Source organism: Gammaproteobacteria bacterium, assembly GCA_034522055.1.
In the GTDB taxonomy this organism is placed as follows: Bacteria; Pseudomonadota; Gammaproteobacteria; order JAABTG01; family JAABTG01; genus JAABTG01.
Genome location: JAXHLS010000002.1, coordinates 1552323 through 1573635 on the forward strand (window position 1 = coordinate 1552323; position 21313 = coordinate 1573635).

Sequence of the window (21313 nt, forward strand, 5' to 3'; positions counted from 1 at the left end):
GTTCCCGACGGATTTGTCCCAGAGGGAGAGGGGGAGTTCGTGCTTCGCGACTTTCACGTTAACTCCTCGGCATCACAGGACCCCGGCGCGCAGCAGGTCGTGCATATTGAGGGCGCCGATGAGGTGGCCATCTGCGTCCACCACCAGCAGGGCGTTGATCTTGCGGCGGTCCATGATCTCCAGGCCCTCGGCCGCCAGCAGATTAGGCGGCACGGTCTTGGGGTCCCGGGTCATCACCTCGCCGATGGCCACGGCATGCACGTCCACCCGGTGGTCGAGGACGCGCCGCAGGTCGCCATCGGTGAAGACGCCTGCCACGCCGTCGTCTGCATCCACCACGGCGGTCATACCGAGGCCCTTGCGGCTCATCTCCACCAGGGCCTCGCTGATGCGCACATCCGCGCTCACCCGCGGCACCCCATCGCCACGGTGCATGATATCCGAGATATGCAGCAACAGGCGCCGCCCCAGGGTGCCGCCGGGATGGGAGCGGGCGAAGTCCTCGGCGCTGAAGCCCCGGGCCTCCAGCATGGCCACCGCCAGGGCGTCCCCCATGGCCAGGGCCGCGGTGGTGCTCGAGGTGGGCGCCAGTCCCAGCGGGCAGGCCTCCTTGGTCACGCTGACGTCGAGATGGACATCGGCCTCGGTGGCGAGGCGCGAGGCGGGGTTGCCGGTCATGGCGATGAGGGGCACGCCGAGGCGCTTGATGATGGGAATGATGGTGATGAGTTCGTCCGTCTCGCCCGAATTCGACAGCGCCAGCACCACGTCGCCGGCGGTGATCATGCCGAGGTCACCGTGGCTCGCCTCGCCCGGGTGAACGAAGAACGCCGGCGTGCCGGTGCTGGCCAGGGTGGCCGCGATCTTGCCGCCCACATGGCCCGACTTGCCCATGCCCGTCACCACCACCCGGCCCCGGCAGGCGAGCATGTACTCACAGGCGCCGGTGAATCCGCCGTCGATGCGCTCGCACAGGGCCGCCACCGCCGCCGCCTCCATCTCCAGCACGGCCACCCCCAGGGCCTTGAGGGCCTCCTTGTTCATTTATATGCCCGTGAGGTAGAGCAGGTACTCATAGCCGAAGAATCCCGCCAGCAGAATGAAGCCCTCGAAGCGATTGATGCGCCGCTTGTTGCCCCGGAAGCCATAGGCCATGGCGAACAGCAATGCCGTCATGAACAGCATCACCGGATAGTCCCGCAACAGGATCTCGTCGGCTATGGGGCCGGGGGCCAACAGCCCCGGCATGGCCAGCACCGGCAGCAGGTTGAACATATTGGACCCGATTATGTTGCCCAAGGCCAAATCCGGCTGGCCCTTGAGGGCGCTGGCCACCGAGGCCGCCAATTCCGGCAGGCTGGTACCCACGGCGACGATGGTCAGGCCGATGAGCACGTCGCTGACCCCCAGGGTGGTGGCGATGTTCACCGCCCCCCATACCACCATGCGGGAGGCGATGAGCAGGAGCACCAGCCCCACCAGGGCATGGCCCAGGGCCCTGGGCGCGGTGAGGGTGGTGGGTATCTCCGCCGTGAGTTCCGCCGTCAGGGGGTCGGGCTCCCGGGAGCGCAGGCCGATGCGGGTGGCCCAGGCCAGCAGAATCACCGTCGCCGCTACCAGCACCAGGCCATCTCCGCGGCTGAGGTCGCGGTCCAGCATCAGCAGCAGGGCGAGGATCATGACCGCCGCCATGGCGGGGAACTCCCGTTTCAGGATGGCCGAGCTGACGGTGATGGGCATCACCACGATGGTGACGCCGAGCACCAGGGCGATGTTGGCGATGTTGGAACCCACGGCATTGCCGAAAGCCAGGCCCGGGTTGCCGTCCAGGGAGGCAATGGCGGACACCAGCATCTCGGGGGCGGAGGTGCCCATACCCACCACGGTGAGACCGATGATGAGAGGCGAGATGCCGAAGGCGTTGGCCAGCCCCGCCGCACCGTAGACGAAGCGGTCGGCACTCCACACCAGCAGGGCGATGCCTGCCACGACGATGGCCAGATTGAAAAGCATGGGCGCGAACTGACCTATGGATTAACAGAATTAACGAAACCGGCTATGCTGCCCGCGGCTGGCCTGGGGCCCGTGCCAGTCGCAGGGGCACGGGCAAACCGTTGTGTCGAGAACCTCCGAGGCAGGGCGATATTATCAGAAACTCCGCTGGCACCGATGGTGGCGTGACGCCCGCCCGGCCAGCCGCCGCCAATGAGCTGGAGGCCTGGACCCGCGGCGTCCTGGGATCGGCGCGGCCCTGGCTGGAGCCCATCGCCGGGGATGCCGGCACGCGGCTCTATTTCCGGGTCCACGGCTGGCACGGCGAGGCCCTGCTGGTCATGTACGCCCCCGATCAAGCCGACGCCCTGGGCCGCTACACGGACATCCGGGACCGCCTGGCGGCGGCGGGGGCACGGGTACCCACCATTCGGGCCGGGGATGCCGCGGCGGGCTGCCTCGTCATCTCCGACCTCGGCACCACCCATTATCTGGACGTCCTCGACGCCACTCGTGCGCCGTCCCTCTACGCTGCGGCCCTGGACACCCTCCTGGGGCTTCAGCGGAATGCGGCCACGGCCGGCCTGCCCCCCTACGATGAGGCCCTGCTGCGCCGGGAACTCGGGATCTTCCGCGAGTGGTACCTCGCGGTCCATTTGCAACGACACCTCAGTCGCGCCGAGGAAGCCGCCTGGAACACCCAATGCGACCTTCTGGTGGCCAACGCCCTGGCCCAGCCCGTCGCCTTCACCCACCGGGATTATCACTCCCGCAACCTCATGTACCTGGACGAGGGCGGGCCGGGGGTGCTGGACTTCCAGGACGCCGTGCTGGGACCCGTGACCTACGACCTCGCGAGTCTGCTGCTGGACTGCTACGTGGCCTGGCCCCGGCCCCGGGTGCGGCAATGGGCCCTCGACTATCGCGACCGCCTCGCGACGGCGGGCGTGCTGGACCCCGCAGACGACGGCGTCTTCCTGCGCTGGTTCGTCCTCATGGCCACCCAGCGCCATCTCAAGGCCATGGGCATCTTCGCCCGCCTCCACCACCGCGACGGCAAGTCGGGCTACCTGGGGGACATCCCGCGCACCGCCGGCTATATCCGGGCCGCCGCCCTGGAGTACCCGGAGCTCGCCCCCCTGGTGCCGTGGCTCGGGGATCCCTCCGCCGTCCCGGCCCAACCATGACCCGGGCCGCCATGATCCTGGCCGCCGGCCGCGGCGAGCGCCTGCGCCCCTTGACGGACAGGCTGCCCAAACCCCTGGTGGAGGCCGGCGGCGAAACCCTCATCGGCCGCCACGTGCGGTGCCTGGCCAGTGCGGGCTACGGACGTCTGGTGATCAACACCGCCCACCTCGGACATCTTATCGAAAAGGCCCTCGGTGACGGCCGCGGCTGGGGCGTGGACATCGTCTATTCTCGCGAGGACGGCACGGCGCTCGACACCGGCGGCGGCATCCTCAATGCCCTCGAGCTGATGGGCGGGGGCCCATTCCCGGTGGTCAACGGCGACATCTGGACCGACTATCCCTTCGAGCGCATGGCCCTGGCGCCGGCGGATCTGGCCCACCTGGTGCTGGTGCCCAACCCCGACCACAACACCGCCGGCGACTTCGCCCTGGCGGCGGGACGGGTGACGGATTGGGTAAGCGGAGAGGCCCCCGGCGCCCTCACCTTCAGCGGCATCGGCATCTACCACCCGGACCTGTTCCAAGGTTGCGAACCCGGGATCTTCCCCCTCGCGCCCCTGCTGCGCGACGCCGCGGCCCGCGGCCGGGTGAGCGGCGAATGCTACGCCGGGGCGTGGACCGACGTGGGCACCGTCGCACGGCTGGAGGAGCTGAGGCGGAGAGTGGGCTGAGGGAAAGGGAAAGGGGAAATGGGAAAGGCCCGGTGTGGTGGTTGCGAAGAGTAACGGACCTACGGAAAAAATTGTTTTTAACCATGAAATACGCGAAAGGACGCGAAAAAAGAACAAGTTATATGGAAATCCATTCGGGTGGCTGACTAAGGATCGAGACGGCTGGCGTCAAAATAGTCATCTGGACAACCTTCATTTCCGATGTGGCGCACCTCGCCCCCAACCGGTCACCGCGGTGGCGAGCTTATGAAGCGGAGCTGAAAATCTCAAGCCACCACCGAAGCTTTTCCCTTTTCCCTTTTCCCATTTTCGCGTCCTTTCGCGTCCTTTCGCGTATTTCGTGGTTCCCGCTTTGTTTTGTGTAACCCCGAGCTCCCGGCAAGGCAACGCACAAACGAAAAATGCGGGCCGTGGCCCGCATCAAGTACGCCTTGGGGCCCCCCTATTCGGTGGTCAGCTTGGCGCGGTTCTGCTCCAGGGTCTTGGCACCGATGCCCTTGATCGCCGCCAACTCGTCCACGGACTTGAAGGGTCCATGGGCATCCCGGTAGGCGACGATGGCGCTGGCCTTCTGCATCCCCACCCCCTTGATGGCCTCGGCGATGGCCTCGGCGCTGGCGGTGTTGATGTTCACCGGACCGAGGGCAAGGACCATGGAAGGCAGGACGAGGGCGAGGGATAGAATGGCACTCCTTAGAATCTTCATGATTCACGATCTCCTTTGATTGGAAGTTCCGTTTAGCTGTCGTCTCCGACGACGCGTAAAGCGTAGGCCAAAACGACCGGCAATTGAACCCTTGCGGACGAACACGAGGACACTAACCGGGCCACGATGGCCCCTTCGCGCTCAAGGGCGCCCTACCAGAGCCTGGTCACCGCCTCGGCCAGGCGCCTGATCTCCTCCTGGAACTCCGGCGGCCCGTAACCGATGGCCTACTGGTCAACCGCGTAGCCCTCCGGGGTCAGCCGGCCTTGAGGATCCCCACCACCAGGCCGCCTACGGCCAGGGTGGTGGCGAAGGACCACACCATGAAGCGGTCCATGCGGCGGGTGAGTTGGTCGAAACGGGAATCGACCTGTTGGAAGCGTCCGATCATCTCCTCGAAGCGCTTATCGACCTGCTCGAAGCGCTTATCGACCTGCTCGAAGCGCTTTTCCACCTGCTCGAAGCGCTTGTCGACCTGCTCGAAGCGCTTTTCCATCAGCGCAAACCCCTGCTGCATCAGCTCCCGCTGGTGCCGGAGTTCCTCCTCCACCCGCACCACCCGTTCCCGTAACTCCGGGTCGAAGCCGCCACTGACACGTCCGAAGCCCCCCTCGGCGAGCCAGTCCACCACGTGGTGCTTGATGTAGTCTATGTCTTCCTGGGCCAGTGCCACTGCCGCTCTCCCATCCATGAATTTGCTGCAAGTCTAATGGGAGGAAGGGAAAAATACAGCCCGGCCCGGTGAGGGCTGTCCTGAACTGATAGGCCGGGAGCACTCAGGGCAGGAGGTCCGCCACCGCCACGGGGGCGCCTTCCCAGGCCAAGGGGGCGATGGTGGCCCCGGCCTTCAACTCCCGGCGCTCTTCGTAGGCCTCTCCCCGCGGGCTGCGGTGAACCTCCAGGGCCACCTCGGCGAGATTGACGATCCAGTACTCCGGGATGGTGTTGCAGGCGTAGATGCGGTGCTTGCGGGTACGATCGAGGCCGAGGCTCGACTCCGCCACCTCCACCACCAGCAGGGCCGTGGCGGGATGAGCCTTGATGTAGTCCCGGGGCACCCCTGGCACGACGCCCAGCTCTGGTTCCGGTTCCGAATGGTCATCCAGGGCCAGGGGCAACTGAAAACGCACGTGGGCATCCTCCGGGCAGCCCTTGCGCAAGGCCTCTCCGACGAGCTGCACCACACCGGCGTGGCGGCTGCCCTGGGGCAGCATCTCTATCACCTCTCCATCGATGAGCTGCACCCGGGTATGGGGGCCCAGGATCCCCTCATCCACCATGCGATCGTACATGTCCCGGGTCCAGCGGAAGGCTTGTGGTGCGGCGATGGTCATCCCCGTGCTCCGAGGCATCCGAATGATGCGGCTACGTCTGTTGATAGCAAAAAGCCGCCACCGCGTAAAGCCGGCCGAACCCGTGTTGCCTTTGAGACAACCACGAAACACACGAAACAACTCGAAAATCAGAGACGTAGGTCGGCTGCTCCTGGCAGCCGACAGGGGGCTCGGCCTCCACCCCATGGATGCCCACGGAACCCTCTCTTTTTCGCGTCCTTTACCGCCTTTCGCGGTTAATTAATGGGTTTGCCCTAAAGGTCGGGCACAGCCCGACAGCCTGTCGGGTGGTTCCGGCCCGGCCTGTGGTGTGCGCGGCGAATTTCATGTCGGGATGAATCCCGACCTACATTCGTGCCTTAGGAAGATGCGGTGTCTTGTTTTCGTAGGTCGGGCTTCAGCCCGACAGCCTGTCAGGTGGTTCCGGCCCGGCCTGTGGTGTGCGCGGCGAATTTCATGTCGGGATGAATCCCGACCTACATCCGTGCCAAAGGAGCAGGCGGTGGGGGGTATTCCTAGAGATGTAGGTCGGCTGCTCCTGGCAGCCGACGGAGAGGCTCAACCACTGCCGTGGACACCCCCTAAACCTTTTCCTTTGGGTGCAGATCTTTTATGGCGCAATGAAATCAATGAGATAGCGTGATTAGGGGTAGCCGAAAGGGCCAGCCGATGGTATGTAACAAGCTACGAAACCGTTATGTACCACTGGGAGGCCCTTCCGACGATGACAGCGTATACCAAGGTGGATGGATTTGACGAGTTTACGGCGGCCCGAGAGGGGTTTGAGCACTTGGTGGGTGCGCTTTGCAGCGCGGACAACGAGGCATTGGAGCACGGCCAGGTGGAACGACTCATTGAGGAGGAAGGACGGGAAGTTCTGCGGCGCTTGATGCAGGGTTACGTGGATTTGCGCACGCATAACGAGGTGCGTGTGAGCGCGGTGACAGGTGCCGATGGCCAGGTGCGGGAGCAGTGTCGCGGCGACCGTAGCCGGCAGCTTGAGACCGTGTTCGGGACCGTCGAGGTCCGGCCCAAAGGCTACAGCGAGCGGGGATTGGCGAGCGTCTTTCCGCTGGAAGAGCCGCTGAACCTGCCGCGGGAGAAGTACTCGCACGGTCTGCGTGAGCGGGTGGTCAAGGCCGTGGTGAAGGAGTCCTTCGACGAGACGGTCAGCGCGGTGCGCCAGAACACAGGAGGCCATGTGCCCAAGCGCCAAGCCGAGCAGCTGTCCACGGTCGTGGTGGAGGACTTTGATGCCTATTATCAGTCCCGCGCGGGCACACAGGCCGAGGACACCGATCTGTTGGTGATGAGCGCGGACGGCAAGGGTATCGTGGTGCGGACCGAGGACTTGCGTCCGGCGACCCGCAAGGCGGCCCAGAGCACGTGTCACAAGCTCAAGACCCGGCTGAGCCAGGGTGAGAAGCGCAACCGCAAGCGGATGGCCACCGTGGCGGCTATCTACGACGTGGCGCCGCACTGGCGCAGTGCCGAGCAGATCATGGGTGTGGAGGAGCGCTCGAGCGATGCCCGGCCCCGGCCTGAAGGGAAACGGGTATGGGCCAGCCTGGAGGAGCCCCCGGAGATGGTCATCGAGCGCCTGTTTCAGGAGGCTGCCCGGCGTGATCCAGAGCGCCGGCGGCGCTGGCTGGTGCTCGTAGACGGGCACGAGAAGCAGCTGGACATCGTGAACGGGTGCATCGCGCGTTACGGGGGCGACGTGGTGGTCATCCAGGACTTCATCCATGTGCTGGAGTATCTGTGGAAGGCCGCTTACTGCTTCCATCCCGCGGGCTCGCAGGGCGCCGAGCAGTGGGTCATGGAGCGGGCTCTGCGCGTCCTGCACAGCGAGGCCAGCAGCGTGGCTGCCGGCATGCGCCGCAGCGCGACACGCCAGGGATTGACGCCAGCGCGGCGCAAGGCCGTGGACACCTGTGCCCGCTACCTGCTCAAGAACAAGGCGCGCCTGGATTATGCCGAGGCACTGGCCCACGGATGGCCCATCGCCACCGGCGTCATCGAGGGTGCCTGTCGCTACCTGGTCAAGGACCGCCTGGAAATCACCGGCGCCCGATGGAGTTTGAAGGGTGCTGAGGCCATCCTCAAGCTGCGCGCCCTGCATGCCAGCGGAGACTTACAGGACTACTTTGCATTCCATCGCAGCCAAGAGCGGCGGCGCAACTATCCGACCGGGTATGGCCAGCCGTGCTGCCTGGCCGCATAGGGGCTGGTGGATGTCGCTCCAAAAGAGCCGCACCCTTTTCCTTTTCGTGTCCTTTCGCGTATTCCATGGTTAAAATGGTTTTAAAGCCGCCACAACCGGGGCGGCGGTACGCCGCTCATATCCTATAACTTAAGAAAGATGATCGTGTCCTGCTTCGGGCCCTTGGCCCGTGATACGTTAATGTAACGATACGAGTTCGAGCCTGTCATGACGAATTTTCTGGAACGCATCACCATCGAGCCGGGCAAGCGGGGCGGCAAGCCGTGCATACGCGGTATGCGCATAACAGTCTATGACGTCTTGGACTGGCTCGCCTCTGGAGCCAGCGAGGCGGAAATTCTGTCTGATTATCCTGAACTTACGACGGAAGATATCCGCGCGTGCCTGGCCTTCGCGGCCGACCGCGAGCACCATCTGGCCACCCTCGGCCCGGCTTGAAGCTTCTGCTCGACGAAAACCTCTCCTTTCGCATGCTGGAGCAACTGGAGCCGGCCTATCCTGGCTCGACCCAGGTGAGGGCGGTCGGCATGGACCACTCGGATGACATCACTATCTGGAGGTACGCCAAGGTAAACGGGTTCACCCTGGTAACCAAGGATTCCGACTTCCATGAGTTCACCGTGCTGCACGGTTGCCCGCCCAAGGTCATCTGGCTGAAATGCGGCAACAAGCCTAACTGGTACATCACTGCCCTCCTCATCAGTCGCCGTGATGAAGTAAATGCATTCTTGAATGACCCCGAGTCGAGCTGCCTGGAGGTCTACTAAGGGATCAGCCGGGCTGTCGGTTGCCAAGAGCAACCAACCTACCCATTTATTAAACTCGAAAATCGCGAAAGGCGCGAAAGTTAAGGGCCAGCGTCGGGGGTGCCCAGGCTCGAGCTGCTCCGGGATGGATGAGTGGGGAACCCTCTCCGTTTGTCCTTTTCGTGTCCTTTCGCGTCTTTCGCGGTTAAAAATGGCCTTAACCCGGCCGTGGTAAAGCACGCTGCGGCCCCCGGGAACCGCTACGGGAAGGCCCAGATTGAGTGTAATCACAGTCTTCGAGGGTAGCATTTCCACTTTTCGTGAGGGTTTCCCGCCCGCGGTCATTCCTCACGGATCCTGCACGCAGGTTTCTCGATCAGAACTGTGCTACGTCAGCGAATGGCAGTTCCAGCTGCTGTTCTTCGCCGGCGGCACGGGCCTCTTGCAGCATCTGCACGATCTCCTCGCCATATTCATTGATGATCTGTTCGCGCAGCTCGTCGATGAAGGTGAGCACACTGTAGGCGTCTTCCGCCTGCCAGTGCGTGTACAGCCGCAAGACTTTCATGCTCATGATGTGGTCTCCTGGGTCGTGAGGCTGGGTTGGCCTGCGTCAGGTGCGCAGGACTTGTGGAGTAAGCGCCAGAGAATCGGCCTTCTTGCAAAGGGGCCTGACGTGACAAAGCCCCACACGCATCCCTGCACATGGGGCTTTACGGAAAGTCGCACCGGATGACGTCTCCTTGTCGGTCGGCGTTCAACATTCCCTGTCAGCTTCAAATTTACGGCTTACGCCTTCAGAGCGCAAATCACTCTGTTCGTGACATACGCTATCGCGCTTAATCCGACCCGGCGGTCAAGCGGACATTCCACGGCAGCAGCGTCTCGATGTGCTCCACGGTATCCGCGGCACCGATATGGGTGAGTACGTGCTCGAGATAGGCAAAGGGTTCGAGCCCGTTGGCCTTGGCCGTTTCGATCAGACTGTAGCAGGTTGCGCTCGCCCGCGCGCCTCGCGGGGTGTCGGCAAACAGCCAGTTGCGCCGGTTATGCAAACGTTTGCATAACCGGCGTTATGCAAGCCTCTCGATTATGCAAGGTTCGCTAGGGCGAGCCAGGCCTTCTCGGCGCTGGCGCGCCCGCAGACCCCGCGGCGTCGCGATCGCAGGGAGGGGCCACGGGGTCGACTTTGCTCGTGGCCCATCCGGAGCCTTACATAATCAGAGGCCCTGAAGGAACGCGAGCACTCGATCAGAGGGCCGATACCGTGCCGGTGCAGCTTTCGGTGGCTGAAGCGCACTCAAGGCCCGCTCTTTCATCGCCAGGTCGGCTTCGACGTAGGCATGGGTAGTGCTCGGACTCTCGTGACCCAACCATAGGGCGATCACGGTGATGTCGACCCCCTGTTGTATCTCAAATTATTCCACCAGTAATTTCCCGGTTTATTCCGAGCGAGTAGGCTGCAGTTTTCTCGGTTTGAGCGCTCCGGTGGAAGAGCGCGGGCAGGATAGGATGAGAAGAAGCTGGAGGTCTGGCGAGATGGGCGCCGCTTGTGGCGGCGGTTGCGGTTGGGAAAGACTGGGATTCAGTCCCAGAGGTCGGGCTGTCTGGGATTGGTGTTCTGGTAGTAGCGCGTGATCTCGGCGAAGTAGCGGTTTTCGAGGGTCTGGGCGATGGCGTAGAGGAGGTCAACCATCTGAGCGGCGGCCTCGTCGGAGAGGTGGTCGGGCAGGGTCTGATCGTCGTCGTTCATGGTGGTGTGGTGTCTCACGGTTGCAGCTCGTCGAGCGCTGTCTGGAGGTGGGTCTCGGTGACGTGGTGTTGGTTGTCCAGCGCGGCGGCAGTGAGGGCGTAGTGGGCGATGCGGTTGACCTTGCGCGGAAGCCCGCGCGAGGCCTGGAACAGGGCCTCGGTTGCGGGTGGGGTGAAGATGGGGGCCTCGGCGCCGGCGAGGCGCAGGCGGTGAATGAGATAGTCATCGAGTTCGTCGCGCGAGAGGCCGGGGAGGTGGTGGCGCACCACCAGTCGCTGGCTCAACGACTCGTGCACGGCCATGGCGAGGCGTCGGCGCAGCTCGGTGAGCCCGACCAGCAGCAGGCACAGGCGGTTGTCGGCATCCATGGCGTAGCTGGTCAAGAGGCGCAGATCCTCGAGCACGTCATTGCGTAGGTGCTGCGCCTCGTCGACGATCAACACGGGCAGCTGCTTGGCCTCCTGCACCAGGCGGGTGATCTCGACGCGGATGGCGCGGTAGGCGGTAGCGCGGGACCGCTCCGTGGGCAGGCCGAGTTCCCAGGCGATGGACTTGTACATATCGAGCACGTTGCCGGTGGACAGGGAGACGTAATAGACGCGGTACAGGCCGGGATGGAGTCCGGCGGTGACGTGCCGGCAGACGGTGGTTTTGCCGGAGCCGACCTCGCCGGTCAGCAGGCCGATGCCGCGCAGATCGATGAGGTGCGTGAGCCGGGCCTCGGCCTCGCGGCGGGCGGTGGAGGCATAGAGTTCATCGGCCTCGAGGGTATTCTCGAAGGGGAAGCGAGTGAACGCGAAGTGGCGCAGATACATTAGTCGTTCTCCTCATTGTGCGGGTTGTCGAAGGCCCCGAGGGTGAGACGCGACGGGGGCGGTTCGGAGGCTGGGGTATCGGTGTCGAGGCGCCAGGAGGGCCGGTCGCGGCGCACGGTGGTGTTGGCATAGGCATCGAGCGGCGTGGCCTGTCCTGCCGGCTGGCCTTTATGGACCACGGTCAGGGGCCGGGTGGGCGGCACGGCGGGGTCGTACTGTAAGGTCACGGTCTCGCCGACGAGCACGGCGTCGACCTCATAGACGTGGCCGTTCAGGCTCACGGTGCGGTCGTTCATGACCCGGCGCTTGGTCTCGCAGAGGAACAGCGCATCGAGGCCGGGATCGGGGAAGCGGATCTGATCGCCGACCAGGGCCCACTGTTCGAGGGGCGTTTTGCCGTCGAGGCCGCGGTGCGGGGTGTGGTGATACTCGCCCTCGATGAAGGCCCACAGGCGTCGGTTGAGGGCCTCGAGGCTCACCGTATCCTCAGCGGTGAGCTGGGTGAGCAGCTGTGCTCGGACGGTGCGGAACCAGCGTTCGATTTTGCCCTTCCCCTGAGGTTGATGGGGTCGGGCGTGGATCAGCGCCGTGCCGAGCCTGGCGCAGACGAGGGCGAGTTGGCGGGAGCGGTAGTTGGCGCCGTTGTCGACGTAAAGGCGCTGGGGGATCCCGCGGCGGATGAGAGCCTGCTTGAACACCGGCAGGAAGGCGCCGGTGTTTTCGGCGAAGGCGAAGGCCGCATAGGGGATGACGCGGGTGGCGTCATCGATGAAGGCGATGAGATAGGTCTTTCTGCGCCGGCCCCGCCCATCAGCGGCGGTGATGCCATGCATCACATCGCTCATCCACAGCTCGTCGGCGTACTGGAAGGCGAAGCGCCGCCGATCGGTGCCGATGGGTGCATCGGTCTTCTTGACCATGAGCCCTTCGCGGGTGAACAGACGGTGCACGGTGGAGGCGGGCAACGGCTGCTCGGCCGGGACCAGGCCCTGCTCGCGTGCGTGTTTGATCACTGCGCGCACTGACAGCTTCGGATGCCCCTCTTTGATGGCGCACAGCGCTTCGGCCACGGAGTCGGGCAGTCGCCGGGGCTGCCCCCGATCGGCCCGTGGCTTGGGCAACAGCGCGTCGAAGCCGCCGCGCCGATAGTGCTTGAGCCAGTCGCGGATCGTCTCGGCGGCCACGCGGGAGCGACGGCTGCCGGGGATCACATAGTCCTTGTCTGCCTTGGCGCGCAGCCGCTCGGTGATGCCGGCACTGCCCGGGGGCCAGTGTACGAGGTCGGCGATCAGGCCGTAGCGGAACAGGGCCACCGCCTGGCGGTGGTCATCATCAGGATCAGTCATCGGATCTTCTCTCGGTTATGAGCCCTTGGGCCCGGGAGAGGAGACGTTACGGCGGAGAACGCGGCGGATCAGGCCCCAGGGGTTGTTGGGTGGCCAAATTGGGATCACCGTGGGCGGTTGCCCGGGGACAAAACCCCACCGGCGTCGGCAGTTGAGGCAGCTGCCGGGCCGCCGAAGCACGCAGCGCCATCAGCACGGTCTCATGGCCGAGATGGCCACGAAGGTGAGTGACGGTCGCGAGGCAGCCGGCCAGTTGGTCAGGCAGAAGAGCGATGACGATGAGCAAGAAACGGTGCACCAAGACAATGCGCCGGCGTATCCAGCGCAGCGCCCCCGGCAGCTCGATATCCAGGCGCAAGGTGCTTGCCGCCGCTTCCATGCTCGGCGCCTGCTCGGCGACGGCCACCACGTGTTCCAGCTCGTTGAGCGTACCGGGCAGCCGTGCCGCCAGATGGTCCGGCAACAGACTGAAGGTGGTGTGACTCTCAGGGCAGTACCAGCGGGCGATTCGTGTCCCCGCCGGCGTCTTGCGCTCGTAGGTGCCGTGGCGGGCCAACGAGCAACCACCACGAGGATGGTTTGGGCAGCGAGAGAGACTTGCCTCCCGCCAGGCTTGGCGGTTAACGTAATCCTCGCTGGTGTGCCCCGTTTGGAATCGAAGCTGCACCGGCCACGGCCCGGCGGCTGTCACCGCGCGGGCCTTTTCCTTTCTTCTCACTTATCGGTAAGTAGAGATTACCGGCTCTGCCCCGATCAGCGAAAGCCTCAACATCCACCGGCGACACCCCTGCCCGACGACTTCCCGGAATACTCTCTCTGACCAGAGGCTTCACCAGCGGGACAAACCGAGAAGATCCGACTGGTATCCAACGCTTTAATCTGCGAAACAACACCCCCGATTGGAGGAGATGCATCGCGGTGGAGTGCCGGATGATGTGGGGGGAGAACCGTTGACGGGCGAGCTCAGGATATCGCTGGGTAAGCGGCGTGGCGGCGCGCGCCAGCCGTTCGGCGACGCTCGTGCGTGTCAGGGGACCACCGGCTCGGTTCGGAAACAAGGGCTGCTCGGGAACGCACGGGAGGGTGCTGACCCAGTGGCGCAGCACCACGGCAGTGCGTTGCCATAGGGGCACGCTGCGCTCCTTGCGCCCTTTGCCACGGATGCGGATGGAGGGCGCCGGGGCGAGGGACAGATCGGCGACGCGCATGCCGATGAGTTCCGAGACGCGTGCACCCGTGTTGTAGAGGGTCGTGAACATCGCCCGGTCCCGTCGTCCGCTCCAGGTGGCAGGGTCCGGCGCGGCAAGGAGGGCCTCGATGTGCTCCCGGGAGAGGAAGCCGACGAGAGGGCGCTCGAAGCGTTTCATGGGGATGGCCAAGATCGGCTGAGTGACGGCGAGCAGAGCAGGCTCGCGCAGGCCCACGTAGTGCAGGAAGGCACGGATGGCGGCCAGCCGGGCATTGCGGGTACGCACACTGTTGTGGCGGCTGTTCTCCAGGTCGGCCAGAAAGCCGAGCACCAGGGGGCAGGTCAGATCCGCGAGGCAGAGCGCCGCGGGTGGCGTGCCGAGCTGGCGCTCGACGTAGCGGAGGAGCAGCCGAAAGGTGTCGCGGTAGGCGGCGATTGTACGCGGGCTCGCGCGGCGCTGCTCGAGCAGATACTCGACAAAGAAACGCTGGAGCAGCGTGCCGAGATCCGGAAGAACCGGCGACTGGGCGCTCATGGCTGCATTCCCTCGGCGAAGTACTCGAAGCGCCGGGCGGCGATCGCCATCAGATCGGGAATTGCGGTCACGTACCAATAGGTATCGGTGACCTTGGCATGCCCAACGTAGGTCGAGAGCGCCAGGATGTGGCGGTCGATGTCGAGGCCGTCCGCGTACCAGCGCTGCAAGGTACGGCAGACGAACGTGTGCCGCAGGTCCTGAATGCGCGGTGCCGGATGACCGCCGCGGGCGGTCCACTGGAGCCGTCGGCGCAGCTGGGCGAAGGCGTACTCGATATTTCGGGGCCGGGCTGGACGCCCGGCATCACCGACGAAGAAGGCCTCGCTGGGGGCGGCTCGCGGGTCGCGGTCCCGGATCTGCGCATAGCGCCGCAGAACCCGGGTCGTGGTGGGATGCAGGGGTACCCAGCGGGACTTGCCGAACTTGGTGTGCCGGATCAGCAGCACCCCTTGCGCGAGATCCACATCCTCACGGGTGAGTCCTGTGGCCTCCGAGAGCCGCAGGCCGGTGGCGGCGATGAGCCCAAAGATTGCCCGGCAACACAGGGCCCGCAGGCTACCCGGAGGGTGCAACTTCTTGGTGGCATTGAGCAGCGCGCGGATCTCGCCCTCGGTGTAGATATGTGGCGTCAGGCGGCGGTGGCCGCGGCCGAGAAGCCGCCGTGGCGGCACCTGAGTGCCGGGCTCGAGATGCTGCCAGAAGCGCGCGAGCCCGCGCAGGACCTCGAGACGCCGGGGTGCGGTCAGGGGGCTTGGCCGGGGTGAGGCCGTGGCCCAGCGCACGGCGAGGTCCAGGGTCAACGGCCCCTGATGGCCGCACTGCTCGGCGAACTCGGCGAAGCGCAGCAGCTGCTGGCCTTCGATGCGGAGCGCGTAGCCCGCGTGGCGGCGCTCGGCCAGGTAGCGCTCCACTCTGGCCCGCATGGTGACGGGCGCGTTCATGGCCGTCTCCCCGGCCAGGGCAGCGCCACCTTCTTCAACCCTTCGAGGTCGACTTTGGCGTAAATCATGGTCGTGTCGAGGCTACGATGGCGCAGCAGATCGGCGATGGCCTTGAACGAGGCACCGCTCTGGACGAGCCGACAGGCGATGGTGTGGCGCAGCACATGGGGCCCGGGGAGTCGCGTGGCTAGTCCACATCGCCGGGCCGCGTTGCGGATCGCCCCCCGGATGGTGGTGGGCGTCACCGGTCTCTCGAGGGGTGGGCGATGGCGCAGGAACAGGTCGCGGCGTGGCGTCGCGCGACGCCCGGAACGCAGGTAGGCCACGATGGCTCGAGCGGTCGTCGGCGGCAATGGCAACACGTCGGTGCGTCTGCCCTTCGAGCGGATCCGGATCTGGCCCTGCTGCCAGTCTAGGTCGTCGAGCTGCAGCCGCCCGATCTCGGCAGTTCGCAGCCCGAGATCCACGTAGCAGCGGGCAATGGCATAGTCCCGGCGCCCGTTCGCGGTGCGGCGATCGAAGGCCCCGAGGAGCTGCTCCACCTCCTGCCGCGAGAGCCCCCGTGGCAGCTGGCTCAGCCGCCACTGCGCCACGTGGGGCACTGCGCCGGCGAGGGACGCAGTGTCCATACCCTGGACAGCCTTGAAGCGCAGGTAGCTCCGCAGCGCGATGCAGACCTGCTTGACCGAGGTGGGCTTCCAGCCCGCGGTGTGCTCCGTCACGAACCGCGCAATGTCGTCCGGGGCGAGCGTTGCCATCTGAAGGGCACCCTGGACGAAGTGCGCGAGGAGGAAGTGATAAACGTGCTTCAGCTGACCCTGGTATCGGGTCACCGCCTGCAGGCCTCGGACATCGGCGAGATAGGTGTCGAAGGCTTGGAGCTCAGCCTCGATCGCTGCGGGGATGGCCAGGGCGCTCTCGGCGCTCAGTCCTTCGGTCCGGAGCTGGGCGAGCAGCTGGACCAATGCTGCGCGGACATCCGCTCTCGACCGAACGCAGCACGGCGCGCATCGGCATTGGGGCAGATGGTCGTCAACGAAGCGACGGACCAGCTCCTCGTCGATCTCCCCGATGGCGTTCAGTCGCGGTGCGGACCAATGGGCGAAATGGGCAACGGCCCGTAGATAGCGGTCGATAGTGCCTGGGGCGTAGCCGCGTGCCTCCAGCCAGGCCACGTAGGACTCCGCATGAGAGTCCAGAACCGTACCGGCGAACCACCCTCGGGTGGCGCGCGATAACCGAGATGGGAACGAGAGGGACATGGCGGCACTCCTTCATGACGGATGAACCTCGAAGGAAAGCACCGCTGCTTATGCACGACAACTCAGCACCGAAGGAAGGTGACCGGTTAGTAAAATCAAGCCGTTAAGGTGGCAACGCGCGGCGAACCTTGCATAATCGAGAGGCTTACATAACGCCGGCCAACCGCAAACGGCCGGATGGCGTTTTCCGCCAGGGCATTGCTGATATGCAGCCGGCCATCGGCGCAGTAACCGACCAGCAGGTCCCACTGGTTGAGGGTGTACGCCATGGCCTTGGCCGTCAGGCTGTCTTTCGGCACGCGACTGATGTTGGCCTTTAACCACGTCTCCAGATCATCGAGCACGGGCTGGCTGAGCTGTTGCCGTTGCGCGGTCCTCTGCTCTGGGGGCAGATCCTTGATACGGACCTCGATACGATACAGCTTGCGGATCTTGCCAATGGCCACGTCCGCCTTGCTGACCTTGTCGCTTTTTCGGGTCGCCGGCGCAGCCTTGGCGGCTTCGACAAACTTTCGCCGCGCATGGTCCTTATCTGGATCTCGAGATAAGGACCATTATCCCGCGTCCCGTTTTATCCGGAGTCAGTGCTTGGCAGCCGTGGCGTGAAAGCGCGGCGGGAGGTTTTTGCTCCAGATAAAAAAGGTGCTGTGGAAAGCCCCAGCAGCTGCTCGCCGATGAATATCCGCTGCCGGGAGTGGTCAGAATAAGTGACGTTTGAAGGGACCTGCGTTGTGCGATGCAATTACGATTCAAGACCACCCTCAGCAGTCGTGAATACGTCACGCATCAAGCATGGCGGGATGCCGCTCTGGAACGCTGTCCGCTGCATCCAGATGGCGGGTGCTCCTTTGCCCGGCACGGCACCTATGGGCGCGTTGAACCGCCTGGCACCCGCATTCCTCGCTGGTATTGCCCCGAAGGTCACCGCACATTCAGTCTGCTGGCGGATTGCTTGGCCTCGCGGCTGCCCGGATCGGTCAGCGACCTGGAGCGGGTGGTCATAGAAGTCGAGCAAGCCAGGAGCCTGGAAGCGGCTGCCGACAGCCTGCGCACAGACGACATCTCGCTCCCAGCGGCAATTCGCTGGACGCGGCGCCGCGTCCAGCGGGTACATACCGCGCTCCGGATCTTGTTCGATCTCATCCCGGAATGCCTCTGCGGTTGTCAGCCCACTGTCAGCGCGCTTCGACAGTGGCTCGGTGTGGAATGGGTCCTTCCCGAGGTGCGGGAAATAGCCGCTATGTACCTCGGCGTGCTGCCGTCTCCGGTTGGTTTTGCCTCTCTCCTCAGGCAAGCGCCAATCACGGCGGACAAATCCAACACGATAAGGGGCCAGATCCGCCGCCCGGACTCCGTTAGTTTTTCGATCATCGCGTCTGTTGACGCGTTGCGCGAGAAGCGGATCACATGACCATTCCGACAAGCACCCAGCCGCGACGTACACAGGTGGTGCGGATCTGGCGGCAGAACCGCTGTCTGCGATCGAGCACGATCGGTGTGTATCTGCTTTGGGCGCAACGGTTCAGAGCCTACTGCCGCACACAGAAGCTCGTGGAGGTTTCGCAGCTCACCTTGGCTGGTGTCGACACCTTTGCGACCTGGTATGCCAGCAAACGCGGGATCGATCGCCGCCTGGTCTTCGAGGGCGCACGCAGCGCCTTGCGGGCCTGGGCCCTCGCCTTGGAGGCAATGGACTGTCCGACCCCGCCATGGGAGCCCGCGCCGAAAACAGCATCACCGTTCTGCCCGTTGCTGGAGGAATTCGAGGAGCATCTCGCCCGGCATCGGGGAAATCCGCCGGCAACACGAAAAAAGAAGCTGGCTCACATCACGGCCTTCCTCGCCTTCCTGCGCGGCCGGCAGAGCGACATCGCGGAATTGGCTCTTGCTGACATCGATGCATTCATCGTTTCATGCCGGGAGCATTATGCGCGCACCACCGTGGCGGACATGGCCTCCAGCGTGCGGAGTTTCCTGCGCTTTCTCCACACCATCGGCCGCCTGGCATCGGATCTGGCTCCCTCGGTAATGGCCCCCATCGTGCGCCGCGGTGAGCGGCCATTGCGGGCACTGCCGTGGGAGAAGGTACAGCGGATACTGGGCGCCATTGACCGCTCCACGGCCGCGGGGCGGCGCGATTATGCCTTGTTGCTGCTCATGAGCGTCTATGGGCTGGGGGCCGGCGAGGTATTGGGCCTACGCCTGGAAGACATCGACTGGCGCGCCGACATTCTGCATGTCATCCGACCGAAGACCGGTGTGGCGGTGGAGCTGCCGCTGTTGCCGGCCGTGGCGCGGGTGCTGGTGGCCTACCTGCGCCACGGGCGCCCGCAACATGCGCACACGCGCCGCCTCTTCATCAGCCTGCGGGCGCCCCATGGGCCGCTGGGCGCTTCCTCGGCCGTGCGGCACATCCTGCACAAACACGCCCAGACTGCTGGCGTCTCGGCCGTTTATCTCGGCAGCCATGTGCTGCGCCACACCCATGCCTGCCGGGAGCTCGAGCAGGGGGTGCCGCCCAAGGTGATCGGCGACATCCTTGGCCACCGCCGTCCGGAATCGACCTCGGCGTACCTGCGCGTTGCCACTGAGCGTTTACGCGAAGTGGCCCTGGCGCTGCCGACATGACCCGGGTCATGCAAGCGCAGCTGGCCCAGGACATCGTCCAGTTCCTGGCATTCAAGCGCGCCCTCGGTTATCCCTATCGGCGCGGCGAAGCCATGCTGCGGAATTTCCAACGCTTCGCGCAAGCGCAGGCCGGCGCAGACGCGAAGATAGAGCTGGAGGCCATGATCGGCGGCTGGCTCTCGCGTATCGGCGGGCGCAAGCCCGTGACTGTCACTCTGGAGTTGGGGGTGATCCGACAGCTTTGTCTGTATCGGCGCCGGTCCGATCCCCAAGGCTTCGTGCCCGGTCGCGAATGGGCACCGCAATCCACCGAGGCGCACTTCCTGCCCTATGTCTTCTCCCATGCGGAGGTCCGGGCACTCGTCGACGCTGCAGGCAGGCATCGTCACCGCAATCTCACCCCCGGGACGCTGCGCACCTTGCTCCTGATCCTGTACTGTACCGGACTGCGGCTTGGCGAGGCCGTGCGCCTCATGCTGCAGGATGCGGACCTGGAGCGGGACCTGTTCATCGTGCGCGAGAGCAAGGGCAAGACCCGGCTCGTCCCATTCCACGGCGATCTTGCTCAGGTCCTTGACGAGTACTTGTCCGAGCGGGCGGCGATCGTGCCCAACGGCGATGAGGGACCGCTGCTGGTGCGCAACAGCGGTGATGGCCTGCCCGTCGGTGTTGCCTCCGAGGCCATCCGCCAACTCCTGCGCAAACTGGGGCTGAAACCGCCGCGCGGTCGCATCGGTCCCCGTCCGTATGACTTGAGGCATGCCTTCGCCGTCCATCGCCTGACCGATTGGTACCACCAGGGTGTGGACATTCACGCGCGCCTGCCTTGGCTCTCGGCCTACATGGGTCATGATAATGTCCTCGGCACCGAGGCCTACCTCACCGCCACGGCGGAGCTGATGGACTTGGCCAGTGAGCGCTTCGCCGCGCGCTTCCGGGACGCTGCTCGCCGAACATGACACGGCCTGCGAACAATCCGCTCCCGCACCTGGTTGAGCTGTTCTTCCGTGACCATCTACAACGTGCCCAGGGTGCCAGCCCCCACACGGTGCGCGCCTACCGCGACACGTTACGTCTGCTCCTCCTCCACCTGGCCGATACCAAGCACTGCGCGGTGGCCGATCTGCAACTGGATGATCTGCAGGTTGAGGCAATTGCCGATTTCCTCGCCCATCTGGAGTCGGCGCGGGGAAACAAGGCGGTGACGCGTAATTGCCGCTTTGCCGCCATCCGCAGCTTTTTCCGACACCTGCTCCGCCAGGACGTGGCCAACGCAGAGCAATACCAGCGTGTCTTGTCGTTGCCGACCAAGAAGGCCAGGGTGCCGCTCGCCACTTACCTGGAGCCGGAGGACGTGCATGTCATCCTGGAAAAGCCGGATCGCAGAACGGCCTTCGGGCTTCGTGACCATGCCCTCTTGCTGTTTCTCTACAATACCGGCGCGCGAGTCAGCGAGGCGCTTGCCGTGCAGGGCCGGGATCTCGACCTGACCAAGCCTTTCCAAGTACGCCTCCATGGCAAGGGGGGAAGAGATCGGATCTGTCCGCTCTGGGCGGAAACCGCCACCGCTCTGCAGCATCTGCCAACCGTGCGACAAGGCGGGCCAGGTGACACGATTTTCCTCAGCAGCCGCAAGAAACCGCTCTCGCGCGATGGTGTGGCCTACATCCTGGGCAAGTACGTGGCGTTGGCGGCGAACGATGTCCCGAGCCTCCGCCGGCGGCGCATCACCCCCCATGCCCTTCGCCATAGTTGCGCCGTCGCCTTGCTGCAGGCCGGCAACGACATCACCGTCATCCGCGATTACCTGGGGCACGCGAGCATTACCACCACCAGTCGCTACGTCACGACAAACCTCAAGATGAAACGCGAAGCACTCGAGGCGTTCTGGAAGCGTGCCGGCATCGCTCCGGCACGGGTCACGCCGTGGCAACCGAAACCGGACCTGCTCGCTTTCCTGGACTCCCTGTGATGCCTT

General features: G+C 64.8%; 22 protein-coding genes and 2 pseudogenes. 9 read left to right on the forward strand and 15 right to left on the reverse strand.

Translation table 11 applies throughout. From position 1 onward, the window contains the following. Positions 1 to 72: 72 nt before the first annotated feature. On the reverse strand, positions 73 to 1044 hold the full coding sequence (locus U5S82_07570; protein ID MDZ7751506.1) for a KpsF/GutQ family sugar-phosphate isomerase: 972 nt from the start codon (positions 1042 to 1044) through the stop codon (positions 73 to 75). After that, positions 1045 to 2013: a calcium/sodium antiporter gene (locus U5S82_07575; GenBank protein MDZ7751507.1), complete on the reverse strand. Its 969-nt coding sequence runs from the start codon at positions 2011 to 2013 to the stop codon at positions 1045 to 1047. Between the two features lie 164 nt (positions 2014 to 2177). Between U5S82_07575 and U5S82_07580 the strand changes: the two genes are divergently transcribed. Beyond that, positions 2178 to 3179 (forward strand): phosphotransferase, encoded by a 1002-nt coding sequence (locus U5S82_07580; protein MDZ7751508.1) that lies wholly within the window; start codon positions 2178 to 2180, stop codon positions 3177 to 3179. Beyond that, entirely contained in the window at positions 3176 to 3853 is a 678-nt protein-coding gene (locus tag U5S82_07585) for a nucleotidyltransferase family protein (protein ID MDZ7751509.1), read from the forward strand. The genes U5S82_07580 and U5S82_07585 overlap by 4 nt, the downstream gene beginning before the upstream one ends. A 442-nt stretch (positions 3854 to 4295) precedes the next feature. Here U5S82_07585 and U5S82_07590 read toward each other — a convergent pair whose 3' ends face one another. From U5S82_07590 to U5S82_07600, 3 genes are all read right to left on the reverse strand, one after another. Further along, on the reverse strand, positions 4296 to 4559 hold the full coding sequence (locus tag U5S82_07590) for a helix-hairpin-helix domain-containing protein (GenBank protein MDZ7751510.1): 264 nt from the start codon (positions 4557 to 4559) through the stop codon (positions 4296 to 4298). A gap of 256 nt (positions 4560 to 4815) precedes the next feature. After that, positions 4816 to 5232, reverse strand: coding sequence for a hypothetical protein (locus U5S82_07595; GenBank protein MDZ7751511.1), 417 nt, complete (start codon positions 5230 to 5232; stop codon positions 4816 to 4818). Positions 5233 to 5335: 103 nt separating this feature from the next. Then, entirely contained in the window at positions 5336 to 5893 is a 558-nt protein-coding gene (locus U5S82_07600) for a Uma2 family endonuclease (GenBank protein ID MDZ7751512.1), read from the reverse strand. Between the two features lie 724 nt (positions 5894 to 6617). Between U5S82_07600 and U5S82_07605 the strand changes: the two genes are divergently transcribed. The 3 genes from U5S82_07605 to U5S82_07615 all read left to right on the forward strand — a co-directional run bounded on the left by U5S82_07605 (position 6618) and on the right by U5S82_07615 (position 8884). Beyond that, complete coding sequence (locus U5S82_07605; GenBank protein MDZ7751513.1) at positions 6618 to 8117, forward strand: ISKra4 family transposase; 1500 nt, start codon at positions 6618 to 6620, stop codon at positions 8115 to 8117. A gap of 207 nt (positions 8118 to 8324) precedes the next feature. Beyond that, entirely contained in the window at positions 8325 to 8555 is a 231-nt protein-coding gene (locus tag U5S82_07610; protein ID MDZ7751514.1) for a DUF433 domain-containing protein, read from the forward strand. Beyond that, complete coding sequence (locus tag U5S82_07615) at positions 8552 to 8884, forward strand: DUF5615 family PIN-like protein (GenBank protein MDZ7751515.1); 333 nt, start codon at positions 8552 to 8554, stop codon at positions 8882 to 8884. Before U5S82_07610 ends, U5S82_07615 begins: the two co-directional genes overlap by 4 nt. A gap of 355 nt (positions 8885 to 9239) precedes the next feature. On the opposite strand, the gene U5S82_07620 is transcribed toward U5S82_07615, so the two are convergent. The 10 genes and pseudogenes from U5S82_07620 to U5S82_07665 all read right to left on the reverse strand — a co-directional run bounded on the left by U5S82_07620 (position 9240) and on the right by U5S82_07665 (position 17219). Further along, the gene (locus U5S82_07620) at positions 9240 to 9437 is read right to left on the reverse strand and encodes a hypothetical protein (GenBank protein ID MDZ7751516.1); all 198 of its coding nucleotides are present in this window, start codon (positions 9435 to 9437) and stop codon (positions 9240 to 9242) included. 265 nt (positions 9438 to 9702) lie between these two features. Next, positions 9703 to 9909 (reverse strand): annotated as a pseudogene (locus U5S82_07625) (transposase domain-containing protein). 539 nt (positions 9910 to 10448) lie between these two features. Then, on the reverse strand, positions 10449 to 10634 hold the full coding sequence (locus U5S82_07630) for a hypothetical protein (protein ID MDZ7751517.1): 186 nt from the start codon (positions 10632 to 10634) through the stop codon (positions 10449 to 10451). After that, entirely contained in the window at positions 10631 to 11431 is an 801-nt protein-coding gene (locus U5S82_07635) for an AAA family ATPase (GenBank protein MDZ7751518.1), read from the reverse strand. Before U5S82_07635 ends, U5S82_07630 begins: the two co-directional genes overlap by 4 nt. Then, a complete protein-coding gene (locus U5S82_07640) occupies positions 11431 to 12777 on the reverse strand; it encodes a DDE-type integrase/transposase/recombinase (protein ID MDZ7751519.1) in 1347 nt (448 codons plus the stop codon). Before U5S82_07640 ends, U5S82_07635 begins: the two co-directional genes overlap by 1 nt. 46 nt (positions 12778 to 12823) lie before the next feature. Further along, positions 12824 to 13333, reverse strand: coding sequence for a hypothetical protein (locus U5S82_07645; GenBank protein MDZ7751520.1), 510 nt, complete (start codon positions 13331 to 13333; stop codon positions 12824 to 12826). Positions 13334 to 13397: 64 nt separating this feature from the next. Continuing rightward, complete coding sequence (locus U5S82_07650) at positions 13398 to 14501, reverse strand: tyrosine-type recombinase/integrase (GenBank protein ID MDZ7751521.1); 1104 nt, start codon at positions 14499 to 14501, stop codon at positions 13398 to 13400. Next, complete coding sequence (locus U5S82_07655) at positions 14498 to 15445, reverse strand: tyrosine-type recombinase/integrase (protein MDZ7751522.1); 948 nt, start codon at positions 15443 to 15445, stop codon at positions 14498 to 14500. The genes U5S82_07650 and U5S82_07655 overlap by 4 nt, the downstream gene beginning before the upstream one ends. Next, entirely contained in the window at positions 15442 to 16707 is a 1266-nt protein-coding gene (locus tag U5S82_07660) for a site-specific integrase (protein ID MDZ7751523.1), read from the reverse strand. The genes U5S82_07655 and U5S82_07660 overlap by 4 nt, the downstream gene beginning before the upstream one ends. 95 nt (positions 16708 to 16802) lie before the next feature. Then, positions 16803 to 17219, reverse strand: a pseudogene (locus U5S82_07665) (transposase). 224 nt (positions 17220 to 17443) lie between these two features. Between U5S82_07665 and U5S82_07670 the strand changes: the two are divergent. From U5S82_07670 to U5S82_07685, 4 genes are read left to right on the forward strand one after another with little or no spacing between them, the layout of a single operon-like run. Further along, positions 17444 to 18118: a hypothetical protein gene (locus tag U5S82_07670; protein ID MDZ7751524.1), complete on the forward strand. Its 675-nt coding sequence runs from the start codon at positions 17444 to 17446 to the stop codon at positions 18116 to 18118. Further along, positions 18115 to 19335: a site-specific integrase gene (locus U5S82_07675; protein ID MDZ7751525.1), complete on the forward strand. Its 1221-nt coding sequence runs from the start codon at positions 18115 to 18117 to the stop codon at positions 19333 to 19335. Before U5S82_07670 ends, U5S82_07675 begins: the two co-directional genes overlap by 4 nt. Positions 19336 to 19343: 8 nt before the next feature. Continuing rightward, positions 19344 to 20294, forward strand: coding sequence for a tyrosine-type recombinase/integrase (locus U5S82_07680; protein ID MDZ7751526.1), 951 nt, complete (start codon positions 19344 to 19346; stop codon positions 20292 to 20294). Next, a complete protein-coding gene (locus U5S82_07685) occupies positions 20291 to 21307 on the forward strand; it encodes a tyrosine-type recombinase/integrase (protein ID MDZ7751527.1) in 1017 nt (338 codons plus the stop codon). Before U5S82_07680 ends, U5S82_07685 begins: the two co-directional genes overlap by 4 nt. Positions 21308 to 21313: the final 6 nt, after the last annotated feature.